Annotated in this window: 21 protein-coding genes and 2 riboswitches; of the genes, 2 read left to right on the top strand and 19 right to left on the bottom strand. The window is 26.5% G+C overall.

All coding sequences use genetic code 11. From position 1 onward, the window contains the following. Window position 1: 1 nt before the first annotated feature. The 5 genes from HF520_RS03570 to proB form a co-directional block, all read right to left on the bottom strand. The gene (locus HF520_RS03570) at window positions 2–574 is read right to left on the bottom strand and encodes a TssN family type VI secretion system protein (RefSeq protein ID WP_168572718.1); all 573 of its coding nucleotides are present in this window, start codon (window positions 572–574) and stop codon (window positions 2–4) included. Between the two features lie 47 nt (window positions 575–621). Beyond that, the gene (locus HF520_RS03565) at window positions 622–2,148 is read right to left on the bottom strand and encodes an FAD-dependent oxidoreductase (protein ID WP_168572717.1); all 1,527 of its coding nucleotides are present in this window, start codon (window positions 2,146–2,148) and stop codon (window positions 622–624) included. Window positions 2,149–2,307: 159 nt separating this feature from the next. Beyond that, on the bottom strand, window positions 2,308–4,428 hold the full coding sequence (locus HF520_RS03560; RefSeq protein WP_168572716.1) for a DNA topoisomerase III: 2,121 nt from the start codon (window positions 4,426–4,428) through the stop codon (window positions 2,308–2,310). Between the two features lie 230 nt (window positions 4,429–4,658). Beyond that, the gene (locus tag HF520_RS03555) at window positions 4,659–5,903 is read right to left on the bottom strand and encodes a glutamate-5-semialdehyde dehydrogenase (protein ID WP_168572715.1); all 1,245 of its coding nucleotides are present in this window, start codon (window positions 5,901–5,903) and stop codon (window positions 4,659–4,661) included. A gap of 97 nt (window positions 5,904–6,000) precedes the next feature. Continuing rightward, window positions 6,001–6,819, bottom strand: coding sequence for a glutamate 5-kinase (proB, locus tag HF520_RS03550; RefSeq protein WP_168572714.1), 819 nt, complete (start codon window positions 6,817–6,819; stop codon window positions 6,001–6,003). 341 nt (window positions 6,820–7,160) lie between these two features. After that, window positions 7,161–7,247, top strand: a riboswitch (glycine riboswitch). 267 nt (window positions 7,248–7,514) lie between these two features. Between proB and HF520_RS03545 the strand changes: the two genes are divergently transcribed. Continuing rightward, window positions 7,515–8,879: an alanine/glycine:cation symporter family protein gene (locus HF520_RS03545; RefSeq protein WP_168572713.1), complete on the top strand. Its 1,365-nt coding sequence runs from the start codon at window positions 7,515–7,517 to the stop codon at window positions 8,877–8,879. Window positions 8,880–8,982: 103 nt separating this feature from the next. Here HF520_RS03545 and HF520_RS03540 read toward each other — a convergent pair whose 3' ends face one another. From HF520_RS03540 to HF520_RS03510, 7 genes are all read right to left on the bottom strand, one after another. Then, window positions 8,983–9,729, bottom strand: coding sequence for a DUF4405 domain-containing protein (locus HF520_RS03540; RefSeq protein ID WP_168572712.1), 747 nt, complete (start codon window positions 9,727–9,729; stop codon window positions 8,983–8,985). Between the two features lie 111 nt (window positions 9,730–9,840). Further along, window positions 9,841–10,620, bottom strand: coding sequence for an ABC transporter ATP-binding protein (locus HF520_RS03535; protein WP_168572711.1), 780 nt, complete (start codon window positions 10,618–10,620; stop codon window positions 9,841–9,843). Next, window positions 10,620–11,609: a FecCD family ABC transporter permease gene (locus tag HF520_RS03530; protein WP_168572710.1), complete on the bottom strand. Its 990-nt coding sequence runs from the start codon at window positions 11,607–11,609 to the stop codon at window positions 10,620–10,622. The genes HF520_RS03535 and HF520_RS03530 overlap by 1 nt, the downstream gene beginning before the upstream one ends. A gap of 18 nt (window positions 11,610–11,627) precedes the next feature. Next, the gene (gene isdE / locus HF520_RS03525; RefSeq protein WP_168572709.1) at window positions 11,628–12,521 is read right to left on the bottom strand and encodes a heme ABC transporter substrate-binding protein IsdE; all 894 of its coding nucleotides are present in this window, start codon (window positions 12,519–12,521) and stop codon (window positions 11,628–11,630) included. Window positions 12,522–12,534: 13 nt separating this feature from the next. Next, the gene (locus tag HF520_RS03520) at window positions 12,535–13,080 is read right to left on the bottom strand and encodes a class D sortase (RefSeq protein WP_168572708.1); all 546 of its coding nucleotides are present in this window, start codon (window positions 13,078–13,080) and stop codon (window positions 12,535–12,537) included. Continuing rightward, window positions 13,081–13,746 (bottom strand): NEAT domain-containing protein, encoded by a 666-nt coding sequence (locus HF520_RS03515; RefSeq protein WP_168572707.1) that lies wholly within the window; start codon window positions 13,744–13,746, stop codon window positions 13,081–13,083. Window positions 13,747–13,754: 8 nt separating this feature from the next. Then, window positions 13,755–15,728, bottom strand: coding sequence for an NEAT domain-containing protein (locus HF520_RS03510; protein ID WP_168572706.1), 1,974 nt, complete (start codon window positions 15,726–15,728; stop codon window positions 13,755–13,757). Between the two features lie 190 nt (window positions 15,729–15,918). Between HF520_RS03510 and HF520_RS03505 the strand changes: the two genes are divergently transcribed. Beyond that, window positions 15,919–16,653, top strand: coding sequence for a helix-turn-helix domain-containing protein (locus HF520_RS03505; protein ID WP_168572705.1), 735 nt, complete (start codon window positions 15,919–15,921; stop codon window positions 16,651–16,653). Window positions 16,654–16,705: 52 nt separating this feature from the next. Here the strand turns inward: HF520_RS03505 and HF520_RS03500 are convergent, their stop codons facing one another. From HF520_RS03500 to HF520_RS03470, 7 genes are all read right to left on the bottom strand, one after another. Then, window positions 16,706–18,664: a histidine kinase dimerization/phospho-acceptor domain-containing protein gene (locus HF520_RS03500; RefSeq protein ID WP_168572704.1), complete on the bottom strand. Its 1,959-nt coding sequence runs from the start codon at window positions 18,662–18,664 to the stop codon at window positions 16,706–16,708. Between the two features lie 203 nt (window positions 18,665–18,867). Next, window positions 18,868–19,569: a response regulator transcription factor gene (locus tag HF520_RS03495; RefSeq protein ID WP_168572703.1), complete on the bottom strand. Its 702-nt coding sequence runs from the start codon at window positions 19,567–19,569 to the stop codon at window positions 18,868–18,870. 187 nt (window positions 19,570–19,756) lie between these two features. Beyond that, a complete protein-coding gene (locus tag HF520_RS03490; protein ID WP_168572702.1) occupies window positions 19,757–20,347 on the bottom strand; it encodes a hypothetical protein in 591 nt (196 codons plus the stop codon). 527 nt (window positions 20,348–20,874) lie between these two features. Continuing rightward, entirely contained in the window at window positions 20,875–21,525 is a 651-nt protein-coding gene (gene fsa / locus HF520_RS03485) for a fructose-6-phosphate aldolase (protein ID WP_168572701.1), read from the bottom strand. Between the two features lie 268 nt (window positions 21,526–21,793). Next, on the bottom strand, window positions 21,794–22,366 hold the full coding sequence (locus HF520_RS03480) for a xanthine phosphoribosyltransferase (protein ID WP_168572700.1): 573 nt from the start codon (window positions 22,364–22,366) through the stop codon (window positions 21,794–21,796). 136 nt (window positions 22,367–22,502) lie between these two features. Next, a riboswitch (purine riboswitch) is annotated at window positions 22,503–22,604 on the bottom strand. Between the two features lie 53 nt (window positions 22,605–22,657). After that, window positions 22,658–22,975: a thioredoxin TrxA gene (gene trxA / locus HF520_RS03475; RefSeq protein WP_168572699.1), complete on the bottom strand. Its 318-nt coding sequence runs from the start codon at window positions 22,973–22,975 to the stop codon at window positions 22,658–22,660. An 18-nt stretch (window positions 22,976–22,993) separates the two neighbouring features. Next, window positions 22,994–23,938, bottom strand: a complete 945-nt coding sequence (locus HF520_RS03470) for an NAD(P)/FAD-dependent oxidoreductase (protein WP_168572698.1) — start codon at window positions 23,936–23,938, stop codon at window positions 22,994–22,996. Between the last annotated feature and the right edge of the window lie 7 nt (window positions 23,939–23,945).

Here is a 23,945-nt window from a genome sequence, read left to right as displayed (position 1 = left end):
CTTATGAGCGTAGTTTTTTTAATGATTTTAAAAAGAATGGCATAGATATAATAGTACCAACAAGTTCATCTATCATGTCTATCATTGTATCATTTAAACCACCTATTTGAGTATGCATTCCAAATAAATTATCTATAGAAAATTCCATTATTTCCCAAAGGCTTGCTACTCCCATAGAAAACATAAATAAAAATATTATTACAAATAGTTTATTCATGTCTTTCATATTATCTTTACTATTAAAATACTTTATAATTAAATATGCTACATTGCAAGCTAAAATTCCAGAATATAAATGCAAGAAATCATCATAATAATTTATACTATAAAAATTAAAACAAGTACCAAATAATGAGGATACTAATATAAATATAATCATATTTATATAAATACTATTATCCACCAATTTATTATTTTTTTTATTTAATATACTAAGTGTAAAAGTTGATATTACACAAAAAAGTACTATCCCTATTTTAAACATTTGTTTGTTTTTAATAAACCAAACTGCTGAAGCTAAATACACAATATAAATAAATATAGTAATTAAGTTTACTCTTTTTCCGCTCTCCATATATTGTCCTCCAATTATTTATACATACTTAGTCATCACTTTTATATTTAAAATAGTTTAGGATCTATTTTATTCTCACCTTGGCCGTATTTTTTTAGTGGTTTAAGTGCTGGACCAACTAAGATATTTCCATCATAATTAAATCTAGACCCATGACATGGACAATCCCAAGTATGCTCTTCTTTATTAAACCTTAATTCACATCCTAGATGAGTGCAAGTAATATCTACAATATGAAGTTTTCCATCATAATTTCTAAACGCTCCATATTTTTTTCCATCTATATTAACTATGCCACCTTCTCCTTTTTCAATAGGAATATTATCATCACCTAAATCTAGTTTTCCTTTTATATAATCATATGCTACCTCTAAATTTTTTGATATAAATTTTAAATTTAAATAACTTCCACTTCTAGTCGGGTTAAATAATTCTTTAAATTCAGATTTATTATTTATAATTAAATCTTTTATAATAATTCCTGCTATTGTACCATTTGTATTTCCCCATTTACAAAATCCTGTAGCTACATATATACCTTTATCTTTAGAATTAATGTTTCCTATATATGGTATATCATCAAAGCTCATATAATCTTGAGTCATCCATTTTGTATAAGTTTTTGATGAATTAAAGTTATTCTTTGCAAAATCTTCTATTTCATCATAAATACTATAACTAACATCTTCTTTTCCAACTTTAAAATCATATCCACCTATAATCAATACTTTTTTTACTCCATCATTATAAATTTTAAATGTTCTTGAAGTGTTATCTATACTTAAAAACATACCTTTTGGTAAATTTACATTTAAATCGGATGCTATTAAATATGACTTATTTGCTTCTTCTCTTCCAAAATATAGTTTTAATCCTCCATCATGCCACGGTACATGAGAAGCTATAATTAGATTTTTTGTAGTTATTATATTTCCACTAGCAGTTTTAACTTTATATTTGTCATCTTCTTCTAAGTCTGTTACTGCTGTTTTTTCATATATATTTACTCCCAACTTCTTACATATTTCACCTAAAGCGTTAATATACTTCTTCGGATTGAATTGTCCTTGATTTGGAAATGATATTGCCCCTTTTACTTCAATAGGTAATCCTTCTATATTGTCATAATAATCACAAGGTATACCTATTCTTATACAAGCTTCATATTCTTCTCTTAACTCTTCAATATAATTTTCATCTGATGTATATGTAAATGCAGGTACTTTTTCAAAGTCACAATCTATATTATATTCATCAATGATACTTTCAATAAACTTCAAAGCCTTATTGTTAGCTTCATAATATTGCTTAGCTTTATTTAAACCATATTTTCTTTCAATCTTTGCATAAGAGTTATGCTGAGTTGTAATTTTTCCTGTACTTCTACCTGTTGCTCCATATCCAATTCTATCTGCATCAACTAAGGTCACATTTAAGTTTTCTTTTGCTAATAAAAATGCAGTAGTAAGTCCTGTTATACCTCCTCCAACTACTAAATATGAAGTTTCTATGTTCTCATGTAATATTTTATATTTCTTAGACTCTGAACTTAAAATCCAATATGATTCTTTCATGTTTTTTTCTCCTTATAATTATTAATAGTATATTTTTCCCCAAATAACTATTTATTATTAAGTTGGTTATAATTTATTAAAATTTAGTTATAGCTTATATATAAAAAAAGATAGCTATAAATATATAATTAATACGTATTTATAGCTATCTTTTTTACATTATTTTTTTAGTTTTAAAAGAGCTTCTGCAAATGGATTATTAAAATTATCTTGATTTTTATTTTGATTCTTTAAATATTTATTTATATCTTTTTTAGAAGCTTTATTTTTTTCTTCTTTTTTTCTATTATTAAATGCTGATAACTTTTCTCTATGTCCACATTTGCATACGAAAATTCTTCCTTCACCTTCACCTCTAAGTTCTAACTTTTTATGGCAATTTGGGCATCTTGAATTTGTTACTTGAGATATAACTTTTCTAGTATTACATTCTCTATCCTCACAAACTAGTATCTTACCCTTTTTACCATTCACTTCAAGCATATATTTCCCACACTCTGGACATCTATTTTTAGTTAAATTATCATGTTTAAATTTATTATCACTATTTTTAATTTCTTTAACTACATTTTTAGAATATTCTTTTATTTCTTTTATAAAAATATCCTTATTTAATATTCCTTTAGATATATCTAAAAGTTTATTTTCCCACTTAGCTGTTAGCTCTGGTGTTTTTAAATCTCTAGGTGCTAAGTCTAATAATTGTCTTCCCTTAGATGTTATATGTATATCTTTTCCTTTTTTCTCGATTAAGAAAGAGTTAAATAGTTTTTCTATTATATCTGCCCTTGTTGCAACAGTTCCCAAATTATTTTTTTCCATAGCACTAAGAAGAGTTCCTTCACTCAAGTAAGGTGGTGGATTAGTTTTTCCATTTATTTTATTTACTTTATCTATGCTTAATATTTCATTTTCATGTAAGTTTGGAATACTATCATGTTCATCTTCATCTTCTAAATCTCTGTAATTTTCTTTCCATCCTAAAGATATTACTTTATTTCCTTTTAATATGAATTCATTATTTTCTACTTCACCTATAACTGTAGTTTGAATATATTCATATGGTTTACATAATACACTCAAAAATCTTTTTACAACTAAGTCATAAATTTTTCTTTCCTTATCGCTCAGATCTCCTAAAAATACTCTTTCTTCTGTTGGTATTATAGCATGATGATCACTTACTTTTGAGTTATCTACAAATGATTTATTTCCTTTTATATTTGTTTTTAATAACTTTGTACAAACTCTTGTATAATCACTAACATTAACAGCTTTTACTCTATCTTTTAATGTATCAACAATATCCTCAGTCAAATATCTTGAATCCGTTCTAGGATATGTTAGTACCTTATGATGTTCATATAACTTTTGCATTATAGATAAAGTTTCCTTAGCAGAATATCCAAAGATTTTATTAGCATCTCTTTGAAGCTCAGTTAAGTCATACAGTTGAGGAGAATACTTTTTCTTAGAAACTTCATTTACTTTAACTACTTTTAATTTTTTATCTTTTATATTTTTTATTATTGAATTAATTTTTTCTTCATTAAATGTTGATTCACTCTTATTTTTACAATCTTGCCATTTAAACTTTAAATTTATATTACCTTTTGATGATATAATTTCTATACCATAATAATCTTTAGCTTTAAAATTTCTTATTTCATCTTCTCTTTTTAATATCATGCCTAAGGTTGGTGTTTGAACTCTACCACATGAAAGTTGAGCATTGTACTTTGTAGTTAATGCTCTTGTTGCATTTATACCAACTACCCAATCAGCCTCTGATCTTGCTATAGCTGAATAATATAAATTATCATATTCCTTTCCATCTTTTAATTTTCTAAAACCTTCTTTTATAGCCTTATCTGTATTTGATGAAATCCAAAGCCTTTTTAAAGGCTTATTTGCCTTAGATTTTTCTAGTATCCACCTTGCAACTAACTCTCCTTCTCTACCAGCATCAGTAGCTATTACTATTTCACTCACATCATTCCTATTTATTTGAGATTTTACTATATTAAACTGTTTACTTGTCTTTTTTATTACTACAGTTTTTAAATATTTAGGTAAAATAGGCAAATCTTCTATATTCCAACTTTTATATTTTTCATTGTAACTTTCTGGATCTGCTAGTGTTACTAAATGACCTAAAGCCCATGTAACTATATATTTATTACCTTCTAGATATCCATTTCTATCAATATTACATCCTAATACTCTAGCAATATCTCTACCTACTGAAGGTTTTTCTGCTAAAACTAATACTTTATTCATAAGTTTTCCTTTCTATACCTTTCTTGTTTTCGCTTATATACTATCTATAATATTATCATAATATTTAAAATCAGCTAATTATTTTTTTACATATAAAATAAAATTATACTTTTAATAAATAGTATAAAAAAATCAACCTAATATACACACTTATAGAAAATAGCTACTTATTTTACTATGTATAAGTAAAGGCATAATCAAAATATTATTATTCTGATTATGCCTTTATATTATCTTATTTGTCCATTACCATATATTATATACTTTATTGTAGTTAACTCTTTTAGACCCATAGGCCCTCTGGCATGAAGTTTTTGTGTACTTATACCAATTTCAGCTCCAAAACCAAATTCTCCACCATCAGTAAATCTAGTCGATGCATTTACATACACTGCTGCTGCGTCTACTCTTTGTAAGAATTTTTGAGAGTTTTTATAACTTTCTGTTACTATACATTCTGAGTGTCCAGTTCCATAATTATTTATATGATTTATAGCCTCATCTACATTAGATACAATTTTAATAGCTATTATATAATCTAAGTATTCTACTCCCCATTCTTCATCATTAACTTTTTCTATATCATTTATTATAGATTTTACCTTTTCATCGCCTTTTACTAAAATGTTGTTTTCTCTTAATGATTCAACTATAATTGGTAAAAATTCTTTAGCTATTTTTTCATTTACTATTAGTTTTTCTGCTGCATTACATACTCCAGGTCTAGATGCTTTTGCATTTATAACTATATTTCTTGCCATTTCAAAATCTGCATTCTCATCTATATATATATGACAGTTCCCTGTTCCAGTTTCTATAACTGGTACTGTAGAATTTTTAACTACAGATTGTATAAGTCCTGCACCACCTCTAGGAATTAATACATCTATAAATTTATTTAACCTCATCATTTCAGTTGCTACTTCTCTAGAAGTGTCTTCAACTAGCTGAACAGCGTTAATAGGAAGCCCTGCTCTTTGTATACCTTTTTTTAAAGCTTTAACTATAGCCTTATTAGAGTTTATGGCATCGCTCCCTCCTCTTAATATAGATGCATTACCTGTTTTTAGACAAAGTCCTGCTGCATCACAAGTAACATTAGGTCTAGACTCGTATATTATTCCTACAACACCTATAGGCACTCTTTTTTGACCTATTTGTATACCATTTGGTCTTTGCCACATAGAAACAACCTCGCCTACTGGATCTTGTAACTTTGCAATATCCCTAAGACCATTTGCCATGTCTTCTATTCTATCATTGCTTAACGATAGCCTATCTAATAAGGCATCTGATATACCTTTTTCTTTTGCATTTTCTAAATCTATATTATTTGCTTCTAGTATTTCTTTTTTATAATTAATAAGTTCTTCTGCCATTAAAAATAATGCATTATCTTTTTCTTCTGTCGATAAAATACCCAGTTCATAAGATGCTTCTTTTGCATTTTTACCTATAGATAATAAATAACTCATATATTTTCCCCCTTATATAAAATATTCTTATCACTAATTCTAATAATAATTTAGCTATAATAAAAGTAAAAATCTTAAGTCTAATATTCTTAGTTTGTTATATAGATTTTCTTTTTCCTACAAATAAAGTTCCAATATCATTTCCATCTAGTATATCTAGTATAATTTCTGGATCTTTTCCATTTGCAAGAACCATATCTATACCTTGTTCTATTGCTCTTTTAGCAGCGATTAATTTTGTTGCCATTCCTCCAGTACCTAAATTACTTCCAGCCCCACCAGCACAAGCTTCTAATTCTTCTGTTATTATTTCTATTTCATTAAGTAACTTTGCATCTTTATTGTTTCTTGGATCACTATCATAAAAACCATCTATATCAGACAAAATTATTAATAAATCTGCATTTATTAATTGTGAAACTATGGCTGATAAATTATCATTATCTCCAAAATTAGCTATATTTTCTATTTCATCTATAGATATTGTGTCATTTTCATTAACTATAGGTATTATCTTTTTATCTAATAGTATTTCAAATGTGTTACAAACATTATTTTTTATACGCTCATCTTCTATTACATCTCTAGTAAGTAAAACTTGACCTACAGTATGACTATATTCTCCAAAGAATTTACTATATATATGCATTAATTCACATTGTCCAACAGCTGACAAAGCTTGCTTTTCTCTTATATCTTTGGGCTTCTCTTTTAAATTTAATTTACTTACTCCCACTCCAATAGCTCCAGAACTTACAAGTGTAACTTCTTTTCCAGAGTTTACTATATCTGATAGTACCCTTGTTAATTTTTCAATTCTTCTTAAATTGATGTTTCCATTGTCATAAGTAAGAGTAGATGTACCTACCTTTACGACAATTCTTTTTGCCTCTTTTAATCTACTACGAAAGCCCATTTTACAATCTCCTAACTTTTAACTTATATATTTTACATATGAAATATGTTACTATACCTATTCTACCTTATCAAGAAAAAATAAATTATATTTATAACTTTCTAGCCTCTTACTTTTAATAGATTATTTTTTTGCTATTTTTGTGAATTATTTGCTTTAAACATTATCTTATTTTTTCCAAATTATGGTTGACATATTCTAAAATTTTGTATACGATAACTATTAAATAAGTGCTATAACAAATCAATATCCGTTGAAGCTTTATAGAAGAGTTATCTATTTAAGATACGCCGAAGGAGTAACACTCTCAGGTACTTTAATTTAAGGTAGGACTGTAAAGCTTAGGAAACTCTGGAGAGACCCGTTATGGGCGCCGAAGGGGCAAGGCTTATGCTCAATCTCTCAGGCAAAAGGACAGGGATTATACTATTATTTAAATTATAATTTAAAATTATATTATTATAAATTTATTAACCTAATTTTTAATTTTATTAGGTATTGTTTATAGTTTTTAATTTTTTATTATAATTACTAAATTTTAGTTAATATGCATATCCAGAGCTAAGTCAAATAGATTTAGCTTTTTTTATTGCATTAAAATCATTAATATTTTATATTAAATTCCTGTCAATTAATTCATTTAAAACTTCATTGATTTTGTAAAGCATAAATAATAATTATGGAGGAGTGTTTTTATGAATTTAATTGATGTACTAAACAATATTGACTCATTTATATGGGGTCCACCTTTACTTATACTTTTAGTAGGTACAGGAATATTCTTTACTTTTAAATTAGGTTTTTTACAACTTACAAAATTACCTAAGGCTCTTAAATTAATTTTCTGTGCAGAAAATAATGGTAGTGGCGATATATCAAGTTTTGGTGCCTTATGTACTGCACTTGCTGCTACTGTTGGTACTGGAAATATAGTTGGTGTGGCTACTGCCATAAAAGCTGGTGGTCCAGGTGCATTATTTTGGATGTGGATTGCAGCATTTTTCGGTATGGCAACAAAATATGCCGAAGGTGTTCTTGCTATAAAATATAGAACTAAAGATGAAAATGGTCAGATATCAGGTGGACCGATGCATTATATACTTAATGGTATGGGCGAAAAATATAAACCTTTGGCTATATTCTTTTCTTTTAGCGGTATATTAGTTGCTTTACTTGGTATAGGTACTTTTACTCAAGTAAATGCCATTACTGATGCAATTAATAGTAGTTTTGGTATTAATCCCAAAATAACAGGTATAATACTTGCTATATTAGTTGGTTTAATTGTATTTGGTGGCCTACAAAGTATATCTAAAGTTGCTACAAAAATAGTCCCATTCATGTCAGTTGTTTATATAGGTTTATGTGCTATTATTCTTGTATCTTCATTTAGCGAAATACCAGAAGCACTTTCATTAATAGTTAAAGGTGCATTTACTCCTACAGCTGCATTTGGTGGTTTTTTAGGTTCAACAGTATCTATGGCAATTAGAAATGGTATTGCTCGTGGTGTATTTTCAAATGAATCTGGACTTGGTAGTGCTCCTATAGCTGCTGCTGCTGCTAAAACTAATTGGCCAGCCGAGCAAGGACTTATATCAATGACTGGTACTTTTATAGATAGCTTAATAATATGCACACTTACAGGTTTATCAATTATATTAACTGGCGTTTGGCAAAGCAATTTAAATGGTGCAGTTATGACTCAAGCTGCTTTTGGAAGTATTTTACCTACAGTAGGCCCTTTATTCTTAACTCTTAGTTTAAGTTTATTTGCATTTACTACAATACTTGGATGGAGCTATTATGGAGAAAGATGTTTTGAATTTTTATTTGGTGTAAAATGTATAAATGGATATAGAGCTTTATTTGTTATGATGGTTTTACTTGGAGCATTCTTAAAATTGGAGGTTGTTTGGATAATTGCTGATATAGTTAACGGTCTTATGGCATTACCAAACTTAATCGCATTACTTGCTTTATCATCTGTAGTAGTTGCTGAAACTAAGCTATACCTAGACCATCTAGATAAAAAATCTAAATTTGAAAAAGTAATATAACAAAAGCATAATATGACCTTCAAATAATAAAAGGTATGTATCTAAATTTATTTAGACACATACCTTTTATATTATTTTTAAATAAGCTATTTCCCTGTAAATACTATGCTATATTTTCTGTGGTATTAATTTTTTTAGAATTTGTTTTTTTAAATCTTTTATCTCCATAATACGCAACAATTGAAAAAATAGAAATTATAGAACCATATGTAGTTGCTACCTGTATAAATGAAGGCTTTTCTAATTCACCATAATAATTACCATTTGATTCTATATCTTCAGGCTGTATATGTTCAGCAACATATTTTAAGCATGAATAAGTTTTGCTAAAATAATTCTCTTTGTATATTGTGTAAGATCCAAAGATTAATATAACTAATACAATTATAGTTGATATACTCTTACTTATATTATTAGATTTAAATTTAATAGTTTTTTTAAACATATTAATTACCCAGTTCCAATACATACCTATATGAATACCTATTAATCCTAATGATAAGTAAGAAGCCCCAAAGTGAAGCATCTTCCAAAACATTACTCTATCATAAGTTTTAGACTTCATTATCAACATACCACTTGCTATTATTGATATTATTGATATTAATAATATTACACTTAATATATAAGATATCTTTGTTCTAATTTTTATACTTTTATCAAATAATCTTTTACTTATATTTACTATCCATTTTCTATTTAATATTAAGTGCGATAATATAAATACTCCAAACACTAATCCACTTATTATATGGAATCTAAAACTTGTTAAATTCTTTTTGAAAAAAGTTATAAATAATACAGCCATTACTATATCTAAAATTAATTTTACATTATTTCTATTTTTCATTTTCCAATCCTATTAATTGATACTTATTTTCATTTTCAATTAATATTTTATACTTATTTCAAAATTTAATTTTAAATATATTTAGATTTTTTATAAATTTTTATATTTTTTTTAAGCTGTAAAAGATTTAGTAGGTATAAAGTAAGTTTCATTTTCTATTGTATTTATTATTCCATCTACTTTATAAACTTCTTTAAGCAATTCTTTGGTTATTATATTTTTAGCATCTCCAGAATTTATTAACTTACCTTCTTTCATTACTATTATATTATCACTATATTTTATAGCCTGGTTTATATCATGTAGTACCATGACAATTGTCATATTAAGATCCTTATTAATTTTTTTAACTAACTCTAAAATTTCTATTTGATGATATATGTCTAAGTAAGTTGTAGGCTCATCTAGAAAAAGAACTTCTGGCATTTGAGCTAAGGCCATTGATATAAAAACTCTTTGTCTTTCGCCTCCTGATAAATCCATAACCTTATAATCTTTATATTTATTTATATTAGTACATTCAATAGCCCACTCTATTATTTCTACGTCTTTTTGATTTTCTTTTTCAAAAAGCTTCTTATGAGGTATTCTTCCATATGAAATTAAATCTCCTACACTTATATCTTGTGGAACAGAGTTTTGTTGATGCACAGTTGCGACTTTTCTAGCTATATCTTTAAATTTCATCTTATTAATGTTTAAATTATCAATTAATATCTCACCATTTTTAACTTTGTTAACTCCACATAATAAGCTAAGTAATGTAGATTTACCACTTCCATTTGGGCCTAATATAGTAGTGATTTTGCCTTTTGGAATAGTTATATTTAATTCTTTTATAAAATCTTTATCTTCATTGTACGAAAATTCTATATTTTTACCTAATATCATTAAATTCCGCTCCTTCTAAGTAAATATAAGAATACAGGACCTCCAATTACAGCCATAACTACCCCTACTGGAATTTCTAAAGGATTAAAGCATATTCTACCTATAGTATCGGCTATTAAAAGAAGCATCCCTCCTATAATGGTACTAAATGGTATTAAATATTTATGCGAAGATCCAATTATAATCCTACATATATGTGGAACAATAAGACCAACAAATGCAATTATACCTCCTATAGATGTAGCTGTCGAACTTAAAAATACTGCTACAATACATATTAATATGGTATGTAAATCATAATTTAATCCTAAACTCTTTGCATTTTTTTCTCCAAGAGAAATTAAATCACATGATTTATAAAGTAAAAATGCTCCAATATATCCAAATATAGAATATACTAGTAGTAACTTTATATCCATCCATGTTATATTAGCTAAGCTTCCTGTTAACCAACTTTGTATACTACTTACTGCACCTGCTCCAAACTGAGTAGTTATATTTGTTAGAGCTGTAAGCATAGCATTAACTGCTACTCCAGCTAGTACAATCCTTATAGGAGATAAATTTTTTTTATATGCTAATAGAAATACCATCATACACCCTATTAATCCACCTATAAATCCAAATAATGGTCTTATATAATTTAACTTTGGTAAAAACAATAATATAATCACCGATACTAAAGATGCTCCAGATGATATACCTACGATAGATGGCTCTGCTAATGGATTTCTTATTATTGCTTGTAATAGTACCCCTGATACTGCCAAATTACCACCTATTATAATTGCAGCTAATACCCTTGGTATCCTTATATCTCTTATTATATTTATTTTAGGATCATTGCTATTAAATAATAATCCCTTTAAAAGTTCACTAATTTCTAGCTTAATACTTCCTAAATTAATAGATAATAAAAATAATATTAAAACTACTACAATAGATAGCAGCATCAATAGATGTTTTTTTCGTTTAGAATCTATATTCATGTCTATAACCTCATTTTCTTAATAAAGAATATCATGCATAATATCTAATGCCTCTATTACCTTTAAATTTGCGCTCATTCCAAAATAATCATTTTCTAAGTATACTACTTCGCCATTTTTTACAGCTTCTAAATTCTTCCATGCAGTATCAGTCTCTAAAGTTTCTTGAACTTGAGCTTTTGTTGTTTCTGGGTCTGCATGTGTCATTACCACAATTTTATCTGGATTTAAATTTAATAATTCTTCTTTATTAATTTGTACAAATGAAGAATTTGCATCTTCTAATACATTATCTCCACCTGCTAAATCTACTAGATTTCCTACATAAGATTTACTAGTTCCTAACATCATTGTTCCTGGAGCTCCAAATATAACTAAAACTCTTGGCTTTTCTTCATTTTCAAACTTTGATTTTAAGTTTTCTTCTTTTGCTGTTAATTCATCTAATATTTCATTAGCTTTATCAACTTTATCAAATTTATTTCCTAAAGTAACTATACTTTCTTTTAATCCTTCATAACTACTTAAATTCACAAATTCACTTGGTATATTATTTTCAGTAAAATTGTCTATAAAATCTTGACCTAAAGTATCTACTGATACCACAAGGTCTGGATTTAATGATTTTATTATCTCTAAGTCTGGATTCATTGGAGTTCCAACTTCAACAGCATCTTTTGTACTTTCTGGTAATTCATATGATGTTTTTGGCACTCCACTTATCTTAACTCCTAATTCATCTAGTATTTCCGTAACTGCAACTGATGTTGCAATTACTATAGAATCATCACCATAAGTTTTATTTTCTGCTTCAACTGTATCATTTTCTTTAGTATCATTATTTGAACATCCTATCATTGTCATCATTGATATTAATGCGCACGTATTTATTAAGCATTTTTTTAATTTCATGATTGTCTCCTACTTACTTTAAAATTCCTTTTACTATCAACCTATCTTTTCCTTGATTAGTACAAGTAACAATAGTTAATTCTTTTAAATCATTATCTTGATTTAAAACACTCATATTGGTTGGCTCTGTCTCAAAAATATCGCTTACTATATAAGTAAATTCACCCTTTGAAGTTGTTATTTTTATTTCATCATTTAATTTTATCTTTTTTAAATTGTTAAAAACATTATTATAAACTGTACTACTATGTCCAGCTATACAAAAATTCCCATTTTCTCCTGGCATAGGAGTATCTTCAAAATGTCCTACATAATATCTTATTTGCTCTTTTCCAGTTCCGCTTACTATAACTGAGCTTATATTAACGCTTGGTATATCAATTAATCCAATTTCATCACCAAGATTGATCTCCATATTCTCATTATCTTCTTCATTAATTTTTTGTGTAAAGTTATTTTTAGCTTGTTCTTGTTTATACTTCGTATAAATATTTAAAGACACTGAGCCTAATACTAATACTAGACCCAGTGTAAATAAAATTTTAGATATTTTTTTCATTTACTTCTTTCTCTTAAATAATACAAATATTATTACTATCGCTAAAATAACTACTACACCAATTATCATTACGTTACTTGAATTATTTTGAGAAGATTCTTTAACTTGAGTTTCGGTATTTTCACTTTCTGTATCTTCACTTGAAGTTTCAACTTCTTTAGTTTCTTCAGGTGTAGATTCTTCAAAAGCCTCAACTAACTCTAGTGAATCTAAATTAGGTATTAATTGATATTCAACATCTCTACCCATAGCATCTACGTACATTTGTATAAGTATATTATCATCAGGACTTGTCACTTCAAATCTTAACTTTATCGTTCCTTCTTCTGAATTTTCTTCTACTTTTTCAAATTCTACGCTTTCATCATTAATAAAAATTCTATGATTATCCATATATTGAGCTCCAGAAAGACCTACTGTATAATAGATCTTTCCATCTCTCTTTTCAAGAGTCATATTTTCATCTGTATATGACCTTGCCATAGAATCCCCTATTTCATTCCCGTCTAAATACTTTGTTTCATTAGCTAACGTGTATATTCCACTTGCTATTTCATTATTATTGTCTGCATAAGCAAAATTTGAAGTTAAAGCCATTATTCCTATTAAAAATAATGAAAACAATTTGCTTATTTTACTTTTTGATATATATTTAAATGATTTCATTTAAATTCCTACTTTCTTTTTCTTCTTCCTAAAACACCAGCAGCCATCATCATAGCTCCAGCTCCCATAACTACACTAGAGTCAATAGCTGAACCTGTTTGTGGTAAGCTTCCATCTGCATTTAAATCAAAATCTTTTACAAATGTTAATGTATCTTCTAATAAATTAACTCCAAATTCTATATTTCTAGACATTGGTATTACGTACATTCCAACTTTTATAGAATCACTTAATTCAGATACTTTAAATCTTAAGCTTATGCCATCTCTTGATTTTGATACAACTGTATGAGATACCTTACTTCCATTTACATATATAGCATGATTTTGCATAAAGCTTGCCCCTGTAAAAGTTAATGTTACATAAGTTTCTCCATCTACTATCTCTACTTTAGATGTAGAATTTAAATATTTTCTAGCCATTTGCTTTCCTGTTTCACTAGAGTGAGATACTGTATTTTGTATAGTATATAATTTACCTTTTTTAACTGTACTTTCTACTTTAGTTTCACTATCAGTAGAATTGTTTGTGTTATTGTTTGTATTTCCATTGTTTGAAGTATTGTTGTTTGTATTTCCGTTGTTTGTATTTCCGTTGTTTGTATTTTCGTTGTTTGTAGCGTTATCTCCATATTCTAATGTACTTTTATCGAATATAGTCTTAAAGCTAACATCTCTTCCCATCATAGATACATTCATTGTAACTATTACTTCTGAATCTATAGATGGCATTTCAAAGCTTATTGATTTATTTGTTTTATCAACATTTACAGTTACATTTTTTCCATCAACACTTACTCTAAAGTTACTTATGTACTCATATAAATCTGCTGTAAAATTTAATGTAGCAGTTATCTTACCATCTTTAACTACTAATTTAGATTCTTCAGCCACTGCATTACGAGCCATTTGATTTCCTATTTCAGAATTTCCATCGCCTACATATTCTACCTTATTTGAAACTGTATAAGTACCATTTTTTATTTTATCTGTTTGTTCTGTTTCAGGTTTTTGTTCTGTTTCAGGTTTTTGTTCTGTTTCAGGTTTTTGTTCTGTTTCAGGTTTTTGTTCTGTTTCAGGTTTTTGCTCTGTTTCAGGTTGCTCTACCTCTGGTGTATCTACTAATTTTACGTTTACTGTAAAGTTATGTGGTGGTACATTTGGCACAGGTACATTTACGTCATAGTTTAATTTTATATCTGAATCTACACCATTTATTTCTACTGTATATTTTCTGTCGTCTGATTTTTCTAATTTATAATCAGTCCCATCTACTGTTATTACTACATTATCTATAAGTGCATAGTTAGATTCAGTAAATTCAAGCGTCATGTATGTTTTATTATTTTTAACTTCTATTAAAGCATCTTCTGATAATGAATCTCTCAAAGACTGATATCCATGTCCAGAAGTTATTATTTCCCCATCTTTTACATACTCTATTTTATTTTTTAATGTATAAGAAGTAACTTCTTCAAGTTCTGGTGCATCTACTAATTTTACATTTACTGTAAAGTTATGTGGTGTAACATTTGGTATAGGTACATTTACATCATAGTTTAATTTTATATCTGAATCTACACTATTTAATTCTACTGTATATTTTCTGTCGTCTGATTTTTCTAATTTATAATCAGTTCCATCTACTGTTATTACTATATTATCTATAAGCGTATAGTTAGATTCAGTAAATTCAAGTGTCATGTATATTTTATTATTTTTAACTTCTATTACAGTGTTTTCTGAAAGTGCATCTCTTAAAGACTGATATCCATGTCCAGAAGTTATTATTTCTCCATCTTTTACATACTCTATTTTATTTTTTACTGTATAAGAATTATCTTCTAATGCTCTTTCTACAGCAATACTGCCCCCATTTAAATTACCATCTGCATGAACATAACTCATTGATCCCGTAACTACCATTGAAAACATTGCAATTGCCGCTGCTGTTGTTTTTAATGCTTTCTTTCTAAATATCATGTATTCCCTCCAATTATCTTAAGCCTGTTTATATATTGACTTTTATTATTATTCCTTGTATTATTTATTAAGTGATATTGATTTTCATTAACTATTGTTAGTATATATTAAAACCTGAGAAATATTTTTAAATATATTTCTAATTTATTAATATATTTAAATAACTTAAAATAAATTTTAGGAGTTGAACATGAACTTTGAGTATATATTATTAAAGGATTTTTATGACTGTTGCAACGTTCCAATAAAACTAATAAGCTCTGAGTTTGAGGATATATGTAAAGTTGGATATACGGATTATTTTGACAGGATTTATCCTTTTGACAAAATAAATTTAGAAATAAAAAAAAATGAAGATAAAGTAATAAATCTCCATTTAAGTTTGAGTAATGACATTAATTATAAAATAGTAGATATGTCTAGGTATAATAAAAAAGCTGGATACTTTATTATAGGCCCATTTAGAACTAATATCCTTACGAATTTAATAAATCAAGATATTACATATAGACCATTAAATTGTTCTAACTATCTTTGTAATCTAATCTTAAATATATATGAGGATAAACTTAAACAAAGTACTCCAAATCCTATAATGAGCCCTTACATACGTAAGGCTATTGGATATGTCCATTCAAATTATAAAAATGATATTTCAATAGATTCTATATGTGAAGAGTTAGAAATAAATAAGTGCTATTTTTGCAGTTTATTTAAAAAGTATACAGGAAATACTTTTTCATACTTTTTAAATAATTTTAGAGTAGAAAAAAGTAAAGAGCTTTTAAGTAATACTAATTTAAGTCTATTAGAAGTTGCATTTTCAGTTGGTTTTAATAACCAAACATACTTTAGTATAATATTTAAAAAATTTACAAAACAAACACCATCTCAATATAGAGCCTCTGCTATATTATCTAAATAATAACTTTTATAAAAAAACTAAGATGTGTTTCATAAAACACATCTTAGTTTTTTTAATTCATTTCATTAAATTCTAATATGGATTTAAATAAATCTCCATCTATTTCTATATTAAATATTCCACCTTGCAAACTAACTAAGTCTTTTGCTATGGCAAGACCTAGTCCACTACCTTCTGTATTTCTAGATTTATCGGCTCTTTTAAATCTTTCCATTATTTCTACTGGATCAAAATTTAGTTCATATGATGATATATTCTTCATGATTAATAGTACCTTACCATCATTAACACTTAAGTCAATATACACCCTAGTTCCATTTAAAGAATACTTAATTATATTTGATAGGAGATTTTCTAGAACTCTAAACATCCTTCTTCCATCAGCATATATATATACATTATTATCAGGCATATTTAATTTTATTTCTAGCCTTGTCTCAAGTAGCTTTTCTTCCATTTCTCCTATACATTGTCTTAATAACTGTCTAAGTTCTATCTTTTCCATATTAAGTTCTATATTTCCACTACTAGCTTTACTAGCTTCAAATAAATCTTCTATTAAAATTTTAAGTCTTCTAGATTTCAAATCCAGTACCTTTATATAATCTTTTATATATTCTGGCTCTATATTATCATCTTTCTTAATTAACTGTACGTAATTAATTATAGAAGTTAAAGGTGTTTTTAAGTCATGGGAAACATTAGTTATAAGTTCCGCTTTCATTCTCTCACTTTTCAAGGCTCCTTCTATTGACTTTTCAAGACCTTGACCAATATTATTTATATTCTCTGCTAATGCAGTAAAATTATCATTAGATCTAACCGGTATTTTATAATCTAGATTTCCTGATTTTATTTTTTCTGCTCCTTCTATAATTTCACTTAAATAAGCTAGTCTTTTTAATATATATGAAGTAAATCCAGCTATAATCAAGCAAGAAACTATAAGACTTAAACCACCAAATAATATATAGGATAATATATTCATAGCAATACAGCATACGCCGATAAAAAATATTCTCTTAATTAAAAGTATTTTTTTGCTTGCTTTTAAACTTTCAGCTATAGTTTCTCTTATTCTTAGAATAGACGTTAGCAATATACTTGATTTTATGATTTCTATTTTATGGTCTAAGTATTTTATTTTTTTAATAAATAGTACAATTGATATTATCCAAATAAATGTTGAGAATTCAAGTAAAAATACTACAAAAGTATCCATATAGCCATAACTACTCCAATCCCACATACCACATAATAAAAACAATAAAACTATTATTAATACCTCTACTGGAATTTTATTATATAATTTCAGTATTTTACTATCTTTTTTTATAGCTTCTCCTTTTGTAAATTTATATAAAATAGTAGAAGCTATAAAAACAATAGCTGATAGTATAGCAACAAATACATAGGCCTTTATAACTTTAATTTCTGTATTATAATAATCATATTCAGAATAAACTACACCTGTATTTTCTAAGTTTTTAGGAATTGATAAGCATAATTCCATATTTTTATTTATATCAGGAATATAACCATAATAATAATTTGTATTTATTTTATTTTCTTTATTTCCAACCTCTTTTATATAAGTATCTTCAGTTTTATTAAAACTTATATTTACATATCCATCTATATTTTTTTCAAAGTCTTTAATATTATTATAAGATGTGTTAGTAATATACTTTCCTGTATTTTTATCTACTCCTATATATTTTATATTAGATAAATCCTCTTTTGTATAATAATATATGTCATTTGATTCATCATTTTCACCATACAACTCTACTTCAATTGCCTTAAGAATATTTGGTAAAATAATCTCATCAAACCTATAACTTTTATAAAAATCTGTTTCTATAAAGCTCCATTCATCTTTATTGATATAGCTTGTCCTTAAACTGTTATCTCCTGCTCTTGATACAATAATAGCTGAAGTTATTAATAATGATAAAGATATAATTGCTATCATTAAGAAGGTGCACTTTATATTTTTATTTTTCTTCATTCAGTCACCTCTTCTAGTTATTTTCTATAACTAATATCCTGTATAGTATTAAATTTGATAATATCATTATTGAAATTGTAGCTAGTACATTCTCGCTAAAAAATTTATAACAGAGTAATATACCTGCAACCTGCGCTATTATATATAAAGATAGTATTAATATACAATTAAATATTAAACTTCTACTTTTAATTATCTTCCAACTATAGTTTTTCAATTTTATATCCAACTCCCCACACAACTTTTAAATATTTTGGTTCTCTAGGATTTATCTCAATTTTTTCTCTTATCCTTCTTACATGAACCGCTACGGTATTTTCAACATTAAAACTCTCTTCTTTCCATACTCTCTCATATATTTCGTCAATAGAGAATACTCTTCCTTTATTAGATAATAGTAATTCTAATATTTTGTATTCAATAGGAGTTACTTTTATCATCTCTCCATCGACCCTTACTTCTTTAGTATAAATATTAAGTTCAAGACCTCCACTTTTTATTACTTCTTTACTAAAAGTATTTTCACTAGTATAGTTTCCTAAATTAATATATCTTCTCAAATTTGATTTAACCCTAGCAACAAGTTCAAGTAAATTAAATGGTTTTGTTATATAATCATCTGCACCTATATTTAAGCCTATTATCTTATCTGTATCTTCACTTTTTGCTGATACTAATATAATAGGTATATTTTTCTCTTCTCTAATTTTAACAGTTGCATTTATTCCATCTAATTTTGGCATCATTATATCCATCAATATTAGATGTATTTCTTCATTCATAATTGTATCTAAAGCTTGCATACCATCATAAGCTTTAAAGATGTTATATCCTTCATTTTTAAGATATATACTTATAGAATCAACTATTTCTTTATCATCATCAACAATTAGTATATTATGCATATTTTACCTTCCTTACTTATAAAATCCATCACTATTTTAAAGTTCCTTCATAATTATTATACAATATATTTACCCCTTTTTCCCTTTCTAACAATATTGTAATAAATAATTGTTAATAAAAAGTTTATATAATTCTTACAAATTCCTTACAATAAAAAAAAACAAGCATAGTTGCTTGTTTTTTAATCTACTTTACTAATTCTAAATATCCACTTGGATGGAAGAAATATACATTTGAATTAGTTTTATCTATAAAATAACCAATATCAGTTTCTACATCTGGTAAAAACACATATCCTGTAAGATTTTTTTCTTTTAATGCAGAAAAATTATTTTCATCTCCTTGATATATATATTCTAATTCTGGATTTATTCCTTTTAATATACTTTCAGCTTCATCTTTATCTAAAACTGCATTGTATTCAACTTCTTTATCTTCTTTAGAAGTTTCTATATATTCATTTTCTTCAAAAACTTTTACATCCTCTTTTTTATTTTCTTCGTAAATATCTTTTTCTATATTTTCTTTTTCAACTTTTGATTCACTTACTTCTTCTTTTTCATTTGATATATTATCATCATTTTCATAGTATATATTTTCTTCTTTATTATTTTCATTATTTGTTTTATCGTTATTTTCTTCTATATTAGTAACAACATTTGAATTAATTTTATCTTCTAAATTTTCATCCTTACTTGCAAAACTTATATTTTTTAATGGGTCTAATAATAATAAACCTGTACATAAAATAGATAATGCTATGATTCCTTTTTTCATAATATACACCCTCTTCTACTAAATAATTATTACTTATTTTTATAAATTTTTGTATAATTCCTTTGTTTTTCTATACTTTAATATTACCACTGGAAATGATTAAATAACAGTTACATCTCTGTTACTTATGATTACAAATAAGTAACAAATATTAATTTAATACATATTTTTATTTTTCTTAGATTCACATTCTTATTTTTAGATTATGACTTATTTTCACTTTTTTATTCAATTATAGTAACGTTGATTTTTCCATTAATAGATCACACTGTTCAAATCCTATTCTATTTATAAGTTTTAATATTTTAAGTATCTAATTTCATTCTTTATTTTTATATGATTATTTTTTATAATTATGAACAATAAATTTTATTTTCTATGACCAAGACTTAAACATAAAGCAAATATAAAAATAAATTAGATAAGGAAATGAATTATAAATAATCTATATTACTTTCTAGAGTAAAAATTAAAAGGCTAATCTATTAATTGTAGATTAGCCTTTTAAAATACTAAATTTAGTTTAATTATAGTTTTAGCTCCGATCCTTCCCAGTCTTTCATAAACTGTGCTATACCTTTATCTGTTAAAGGGTGTAATAACATTTGTTTTATAACTTTAAATGGAACTGTAGCTATATGAGCTCCTATTTTAGCTGCTTGTAGTACATGTATAGGATTTCTTACGCTTGCAACTATTATTTCAGTTTCTATTGCATTTACATCAAATATTTCTGCTATTTCTGCTATTAATTCTATACCATCCTTACCAATATCATCTAGTCTTCCAACAAAAGGACTTACATATGTAGCACCTGCTCTAGATGCTAATAACGCTTGAGCTGCTGAGAATATTAATGTAACATTTGTTTTTATTCCTTTTTTAGATAGTATATTTACGGCTTTTAAACCTTCTTCTGTCATTGGTATTTTTATCACTATATTCTTGTGTATTTTGCATAACTTTTCAGCTTCTTTTACCATACCTTCGTGGTCTAAGCTTATTACTTCTGCACTTATTGGTCCATCTACTATAGAAGAAATCTCTTTTATAACTTCAATAAAGTCTCTACCTTCTTTAACTATTAATGATGGATTTGTAGTTACTCCGCATATTACACCTAATTCATTGGCTTGCTTTATTTCTTCAACATTAGCTGTATCTATAAAAAATTTCATTTATATACCTCCTATGAAACTAATTAAATTCTTTGAATTCAACATAATAAATTTTAATCAACATTATTTATATTTTGTCTATTACTTATATATAATATTTATAATATTAATATAAGTAATAGACAAAATATTATTAGTTTTTAAATAGTATAGCATTTTTTCCTAAAAATTAGTATATAAATAAAATTTTAACACTGAAAATAAATTATCTTTTTTTATAAATAAAAAACTCGGATGTATATAATTTCATCCAAGTTTATATAATAATTTATCTAAATTTTATAGTTCCATCTTCTATAGAGTCTATTATTGCTAAAGATTGTAAATTAACTCCAGCTTCTTCTAAAAGATCTCTTCCTTCTTGGAATCCTTTCTCTATTACAATTCCTATACCAGCTAAATTAGCATTAGCTTGTTCTACTAGATCTTTAAGACCTAAAGCTGCCCTTCCATTAGCTAAGAAGTCATCTATCACTAGTATGTTTTCACCTTCATTTAAGTATCTTTTTGATACCTTTACACTATACTCTTTACCTTTAGTAAATGAGTATACCTTAGTTTCATATACATCTTTATCTAAATTCTTAGATTCCACTTTTTTAGCAAATACTACAGGTACATTACCAAAATGCTGAGATGCAATTGATGCTATAGCTATTCCTGAGGCTTCTATAGTTAGAATTTTATCGATCTTCTTATCTTCAAATCTATTTTTAAACTCTTTACCTATCTCATTTAAAAAAGCTACATCTAGTTGATGATTTAAGAAACTATCAACCTTAAGTATATCTTTACCAGATATACTACCTTCATTTAATATTTTTTCTTGTAATAACTTCATGCAATTCTCCTCCTAGATATAAAAATTTGTAAAAAACTCCTGCCTAATTTTAGACAGGAGTTTTTAATCTATTACGCTTATCAAATCTAATTTTATACTTATACTTAACTTTATTTATATGTAGATTTTCTTAAGTAATTATATTTTAAACTCCTGTAGTCAAGCAATTTACGGTAGCTTGGTAGAAACATTTGAACCCTATCATCAAAAATATACAGGAAATATATTCAATTTTCTTATATTATATATTATATTTTTATTTAATTCAACATAAACATACATCTCTATATACTATATATATTTTTTTATCATTTCTTCTATATTCTCTTTTGTAGCTTTTTCTTTTATAATTTCATCAATTTTCTCTCCATTTTGATAAACTGCAATTGCTGGAAGGCCAATGATTTTTTCTTTTATGGCTAATCGTGTAGCTTTTTTTGTATCTATCTCACAAAATTTTATTCTATGTCCATATTTTTCATCTAGTTTTTCTATAACCGGTAAAAGTTCTTTACAAGGTTCACACATTTGGCTCCAAAATTCTACTACAACTGTACCTTTATAGCTTAAAACCTCATTCTCAAAAGTATTTTTATCTACAGTTACCATATAAACCTCCATTAAAATCTACACAAATATCTCCTTTATATACTCTTCTGCTGACATGGATGCTATTGCACCATCACTGGTCGCCGTTACAACCTGTCTTAATTTTTTATATCTACAATCTCCCGCAGCAAAAACACCCTGTATATTGGTTTTCATACTTTCGTCAGTAACTATATATCCATTATCATCTATATTAAGTATTCCTTCAAATATTTTTGTTTCTGGATTAAGACCTATAAATATAAATAGACCTATTACACCATCTTCTTCTTTTGCTTCAAATTCAATATATTCATTAGTATTTATATCTTTAAAAACTATTTTTTCTAAAATTCCATCTCCATTTAATTCACTAACAATTTTATTAAAAAACATATTAATTTTAATATTATTATCTAACTTTTCTTTCATTAGCTTAGAGCATTTTAAGTCATTACTCCTAGAAACTATATTAACCTTATTAGCATATTTAGTTAAATATAACCCTTCCTTGGCAGCACTTTCTCCCGAACCTATTAAAACAATATCTAAACTTTCAAATAAATGACCATCACATATAGAGCAGTAAGATATCCCTTTACCTATAAATTCTTTTTCATTGTCTATATTTAATTCCTTAGGTTTTGATCCAGTTGCTATTATTAAAGACTTACACTTGTACTGAAAACATTTACCTCTTAATGACTTTATTTTTGATTCTAATTCAACACTTACTATCTCATCTTGCACAAATTTACATCCAAATTCTATACATTGATTTTTCATTCTACTAATCAAGCTTATTCCTGTTTCCCCATCTATGGCTCCTGGATAGTTTTCAATATCATATGTGTTTACTATAGATCCACCATTTTTCTTTTTTTCTATTATTAAAGTATTAAGTTTTGATCTAGAAGCATATATACCAGAAGAAAGGCCTGCTGGCCCTCCTCCTAAAATTATTAAATCATATATTTCTTTCATATCTCTT

Origin of the sequence: Romboutsia sp. CE17 (assembly GCF_012317385.1) — a bacterium.
In the GTDB taxonomy this organism is placed as follows: domain Bacteria; phylum Bacillota; class Clostridia; order Peptostreptococcales; family Peptostreptococcaceae; genus Romboutsia_E.
This window is presented reverse-complemented; position numbering and strand designations above follow the sequence as displayed.

Excerpts from the sequence above, each read along its gene's own strand:
- HF520_RS03570 (WP_168572718.1), bottom strand. The coding sequence starts at position 574 with ATGGAGAGCGGAAAAAGAGTAAACTTAATTACTATATTTATTTATATT.
- HF520_RS03565 (WP_168572717.1), bottom strand. The coding sequence starts at position 2,148 with ATGAAAGAATCATATTGGATTTTAAGTTCAGAGTCTAAGAAATATAAA.
- HF520_RS03560 (WP_168572716.1), bottom strand. The coding sequence starts at position 4,428 with ATGAATAAAGTATTAGTTTTAGCAGAAAAACCTTCAGTAGGTAGAGAT.
- HF520_RS03555 (WP_168572715.1), bottom strand. The coding sequence starts at position 5,903 with ATGAGTTATTTATTATCTATAGGTAAAAATGCAAAAGAAGCATCTTAT.
- proB (WP_168572714.1), bottom strand. The coding sequence starts at position 6,819 with ATGGGCTTTCGTAGTAGATTAAAAGAGGCAAAAAGAATTGTCGTAAAG.
- HF520_RS03545 (WP_168572713.1), top strand. The coding sequence starts at position 7,515 with ATGAATTTAATTGATGTACTAAACAATATTGACTCATTTATATGGGGT.
- HF520_RS03540 (WP_168572712.1), bottom strand. The coding sequence starts at position 9,729 with ATGAAAAATAGAAATAATGTAAAATTAATTTTAGATATAGTAATGGCT.
- HF520_RS03535 (WP_168572711.1), bottom strand. The coding sequence starts at position 10,620 with ATGATATTAGGTAAAAATATAGAATTTTCGTACAATGAAGATAAAGAT.
- HF520_RS03530 (WP_168572710.1), bottom strand. The coding sequence starts at position 11,609 with ATGAATATAGATTCTAAACGAAAAAAACATCTATTGATGCTGCTATCT.
- isdE (WP_168572709.1), bottom strand. The coding sequence starts at position 12,521 with ATGAAATTAAAAAAATGCTTAATAAATACGTGCGCATTAATATCAATG.
- HF520_RS03520 (WP_168572708.1), bottom strand. The coding sequence starts at position 13,080 with ATGAAAAAAATATCTAAAATTTTATTTACACTGGGTCTAGTATTAGTA.
- HF520_RS03515 (WP_168572707.1), bottom strand. The coding sequence starts at position 13,746 with ATGAAATCATTTAAATATATATCAAAAAGTAAAATAAGCAAATTGTTT.
- HF520_RS03510 (WP_168572706.1), bottom strand. The coding sequence starts at position 15,728 with ATGATATTTAGAAAGAAAGCATTAAAAACAACAGCAGCGGCAATTGCA.
- HF520_RS03505 (WP_168572705.1), top strand. The coding sequence starts at position 15,919 with ATGAACTTTGAGTATATATTATTAAAGGATTTTTATGACTGTTGCAAC.
- HF520_RS03500 (WP_168572704.1), bottom strand. The coding sequence starts at position 18,664 with ATGAAGAAAAATAAAAATATAAAGTGCACCTTCTTAATGATAGCAATT.
- HF520_RS03495 (WP_168572703.1), bottom strand. The coding sequence starts at position 19,569 with ATGCATAATATACTAATTGTTGATGATGATAAAGAAATAGTTGATTCT.
- HF520_RS03490 (WP_168572702.1), bottom strand. The coding sequence starts at position 20,347 with ATGAAAAAAGGAATCATAGCATTATCTATTTTATGTACAGGTTTATTA.
- fsa (WP_168572701.1), bottom strand. The coding sequence starts at position 21,525 with ATGAAATTTTTTATAGATACAGCTAATGTTGAAGAAATAAAGCAAGCC.
- HF520_RS03480 (WP_168572700.1), bottom strand. The coding sequence starts at position 22,366 with ATGAAGTTATTACAAGAAAAAATATTAAATGAAGGTAGTATATCTGGT.
- trxA (WP_168572699.1), bottom strand. The coding sequence starts at position 22,975 with ATGGTAACTGTAGATAAAAATACTTTTGAGAATGAGGTTTTAAGCTAT.
- HF520_RS03470 (WP_168572698.1), bottom strand. The coding sequence starts at position 23,938 with ATGAAAGAAATATATGATTTAATAATTTTAGGAGGAGGGCCAGCAGGC.